This is a genomic window from Planomonospora algeriensis, assembly GCF_977012225.1.
Window position 1 is genome coordinate 1 of the sequence record NZ_CDRNDK010001081.1, and the last position, 503, is coordinate 503.

Sequence of the window (503 nt, forward strand, 5' to 3'; positions counted from 1 at the left end):
CTTCGGCCACCAGAAGTAGAAGCCGGCGAACATCGCGAAGACCACGGTGCCGAAGACGACGTAGTGGAAGTGCGCCACCACGAAGTAGGAGTCGTGGACGTGGAAGTCCAGCGGCGGGGAGGCCAGGATGACGCCGGTCAGGCCGCCGAACAGGAAGGTGACCAGGAAGCCGACCGCGAACAGCATCGGCGACTGCAGCACGATGTGCCCCCGCCACATCGTGCCGACCCAGTTGAAGAACTTCACCCCGGTCGGGACCGCGATGAGGAACGTCATGAACGAGAAGAACGGCAGCAGCACCTGGCCGGTCGGGAACATGTGGTGCGCCCACACGGTGATCGACAGACCGGCGATGGCGATGGTCGCGCCGACCAGGCCGACGTAGCCGAAGATCGGCTTGCGGCTGAAGACCGGGATGACCTCGGTGATGATGCCGAAGAACGGCAGCGCGATGACGTAGACCTCGGGGTGGCCGAAGAACCAGAACAGGTGCTGCCAGAGCA

General features: G+C 64.2%; 1 protein-coding gene. It reads right to left on the bottom strand.

Features of this window, described 5'->3' with window-relative positions:
* On the bottom strand, positions 1–503 hold a 503-nt coding region (locus ACWJ6R_RS37905; RefSeq protein WP_449066792.1), incomplete at both ends, for a cbb3-type cytochrome c oxidase subunit I.